Source organism: Euzebyales bacterium (assembly GCA_035461305.1).
Lineage (GTDB): Bacteria > Actinomycetota > Nitriliruptoria > Euzebyales > JAHELV01 > JAHELV01.
On record DATHVN010000140.1, the window covers coordinates 1 to 3,062 of the forward strand.

The 3,062-nt window shown below is 72.0% G+C and carries 3 protein-coding genes; all 3 read right to left on the minus strand.

From position 1 onward, the window contains the following. Positions 1–25: 25 nt before the first annotated feature. Positions 26–1,588, minus strand: a complete 1,563-nt coding sequence (locus tag VK923_12855; GenBank protein ID HSJ45566.1) for an FAD-dependent oxidoreductase — start codon at positions 1,586–1,588, stop codon at positions 26–28. Positions 1,589–1,648: 60 nt separating this feature from the next. Next, positions 1,649–1,966 carry a YdhR family protein gene (locus tag VK923_12860; protein HSJ45567.1) on the minus strand — a complete coding sequence of 106 codons (318 nt, stop codon included), beginning with the start codon at positions 1,964–1,966 and terminating at the stop codon, positions 1,649–1,651. A 13-nt stretch (positions 1,967–1,979) separates the two neighbouring features. Next, positions 1,980–3,062: PaaI family thioesterase (locus tag VK923_12865; GenBank protein HSJ45568.1), on the minus strand; the 1,083-nt coding region annotated here is incomplete at its 5' end.

Genomic DNA, 3,062 nt, shown 5'->3' on the forward strand with positions numbered 1-3,062 from the left:
GTGACCTCACCAGCGACAGGGGCTGCTATGGCGCCCGGCCCGAGCGAAGTCCGCGGACGCCGTGGACTCCATGTTGGCTGATCAGTGCGGCTTGGCGTTCGGCCAGCGCGGCGATCGTCATCGCCGGTGGCAGGCCCGGAGCCCGTGGGAGCAGCGAGCCGTCAGCGACATACAGACCGGGGTTGCCGAACACCTGACCGGTGTGGTCGACAACGCCGTCGCCGGGGCCATTCGCGATCGCTGCGCCGCCGAACGGGTGGACGGTGAGCAGCCTGTCGGATTCCGGATCCACCGACGGGCTGATCCTGGTCGGGCGGTATTCTCTGGCGATCCGCGTCATGGCGGCGTCGAGTTGGGCGAACAGCCGCCGATCCAGCGACCGGTCGGTGGCGGTGCGAAGCTCGCGGCCGTCGAATTCCACGGTGCCGGTGGAGGCATCCCGGCCCATCCCGGCCAGGACCACACTGCGCCGCAGGCGCCGCCGCAGCGCGGCGGGCAGGGGCAACGCGTCGACGGGCACGCCCATCTCGGCGATGACGAAGCGAAGCTCGCCGTCCTCGGCCACGACGATGCCCGCCCCGGGGCAGGGACCGTAGCCGGATTCGCCGGCGGCTGGGGAATCGTAGACGGTCATCATCGTGTCCCCGCCCGCCGAGAAGCGCCGGCCCAGCGCGGGTGGCAGCTGCAGCGAACGGTCGCGATCGCGAGCGGCGAACAACAGGCGCAGCGTGCCGAGGGTTCCGGCGGCGACGACCACGAGCGGCGCCTCGGCCCGGTAGCGTCGCCGGGCGGCGTGGTCGACCCAGTGCACCCGGTAGCCGCCGGCGCTGCGTTCAAGCGCGACGACCTCCGCCAGCGACCGCACGTCGGCGCCGCAGCCGATCGCCTGCGGGATGTAGGTCCGGTCCAGGGAGCGCTTGCCGGGATACTCGCATCCCAACAGGTACGAACTTGACCGTCGTGTGCGCCCGGTCGCGTCGGCCGGCGGCCACGCGACGGCCAGCTCGGGACGGAACACCGGCGCGAACCCGCAGGACGCGGCCGCGCGCTCGAACGCGACGGTGCGCGCGGGGCGATCGGGCAACGGCGAGGGCCGCAGGGTGTCGCGCACGCGCTGGTAGTAGGGGCGCATCTCCGCGGCGGAGATCTCGGCGGGGAAGTAGTCAAAGAACGCGGGGTCGGGTTGCGCCTGCACATCGGCGTAGATCAGCGACCCGCCGCCGACGCCGCTGGCCGTCACCGCGGTCAGCCGCTGGAACCGGTGGATCTCCAGCAGGCCGCCGCGGTTGACCACGACACAGCGGCCCCGCTTGCCGCGCGCCGAACGCACGCCACGGACCGCATGGCGTAGACCCCGCAGCCCGCGCGGGAACGGCCGACGCCGGCTGCCCGGGGCTGCCGATGTGTCTCCCCACCACGGGCCACGCTCGAGCAGCAGCACCCGCAGGCCATGCTCGGCCAACCGTGCCGCGGAGACGGCGCCGCCGAAGCCCGATCCGATGACGATGGCGTCGGCGTGCGACGCGCCGATGCCCAACGGCCGCCGCTGCGCAGCCGTCGTCGTGGGACCATCATCACCGCCCAACATGGCTCCGCTCCTTCCGTTGGCTCGCGGAACGTCTGATCGCATGGACCACGTGGCCGCCTGTCATGCTGCGACGTTGATCGCTCGGGCGGTCAGACTCGTCGGACGCTCCAGCACGCCGAAGTCGTCAACCGTGACGTCGCCCAGGCCCGGGGTGTCGGCGAGCCGGTGGAACAGATCGGACGCGAGGTACGCAGCGACAGCGTCGGAGTTGGTGAACAGGTACACCCCGCCGTAGGCATTCGACGCGGGATCCGCCAGCCACACCTTCGCGACGAGCCCGGGTACCGCCGTGAACAGTGGCGCGACCTCCTCGCAGGCCTGCGCGTACTCGGCTGCAGACATGCCGTCGAGGCGGAAGGTCACAATCAACACGTTCATCTCACTTCTCCTCTCACTCGCGGAGTCCTGTCCAGGTGTCGTCGCGGGGTGCGTGGTCGGCGACGACCAGCGAGGCCCACGATCGCCCCTCGACGATCACCACCGACGACATCGCCAGCGCCACCGACTTGCCGTCCTCGCCGGCGATCTCGGCGTGCGCGGTCGCGAACCTGCGTCCGCGATGGGCCACTGTCGCGGTGGAGCGCAGCTGGTGACCGTCAGGCCACACCGGCCGCACGAACTGGACCTTCAGATCCAGCGGCGAACAGACCGCGCCAGAGGGCAACGTGGTGCTGACCGCGCCGGTCAACACGACGTCGGCCAGCAACGCCAGCACGCCGCCGTACACCGTCCCCGCCGGACTCGCGAGCCACGGCGTCGCCCGCAGCGACAGCGCGGCGACGCCATCCTCCGCCGCCGGGTCGTGACAGCCCAGCAGCTGCGAACACGGCGCGAGCGGCAGCTCGCCGCGCCGCTTCGCGTCCACGACCTCGACGAACGACCGCTCCCCCCACATGCCCGCCATCGGTGGCGGCGCCGGCCGCTCGTACGGGTGCGGCGTGTCGTAGGCGACGTCGGGCGCCTCCGGCAGCTGCTGCGACGCCGCCGGCATATCCACGCGGATGACGTAACACCGGGAGGTCGCATGCGCGATCAGGCGACCGCGGCCGTCCTCGACGGTGCACTCGGCCAGCCCGAGTGAGTCGCCGACGTCGATCGGCCGGGCCCGCGCGATCAGGCGGCCGCTGTCCACGTCGACCGGACGGAGGAAGTTCATCGACACGTCCGATGTCGCGACCAGGGCGCCGGACGGCAGCGTGACCTGGACCGCGCCGGCCAGGGCCGCATCCGCCACCAACGCCGACGTGCCCGCGTGGAACACCCCAGCGTCGGAGCGTAGCCACGGAGTGGCCGGCATGACGAACGTCACTCCAGCGGGTCCGACGGTCACGGGCCGAAGGCCGACCAGGTAATGGATCGGCGGGGCAGGCACGCGCCGACCCCACGCCGCACGCATGCCCTCCAAACCCGACAGACCCAACAGCCTGGGATCCGGAGCGCTGCCGCGAACCGGCTCGTCATCCATCCACGAGCC

Excerpts from the sequence above, each read along its gene's own strand:
- VK923_12855 (HSJ45566.1), bottom strand. The coding sequence starts at position 1,588 with ATGTTGGGCGGTGATGATGGTCCCACGACGACGGCTGCGCAGCGGCGG.
- VK923_12860 (HSJ45567.1), bottom strand. The coding sequence starts at position 1,966 with ATGAACGTGTTGATTGTGACCTTCCGCCTCGACGGCATGTCTGCAGCC.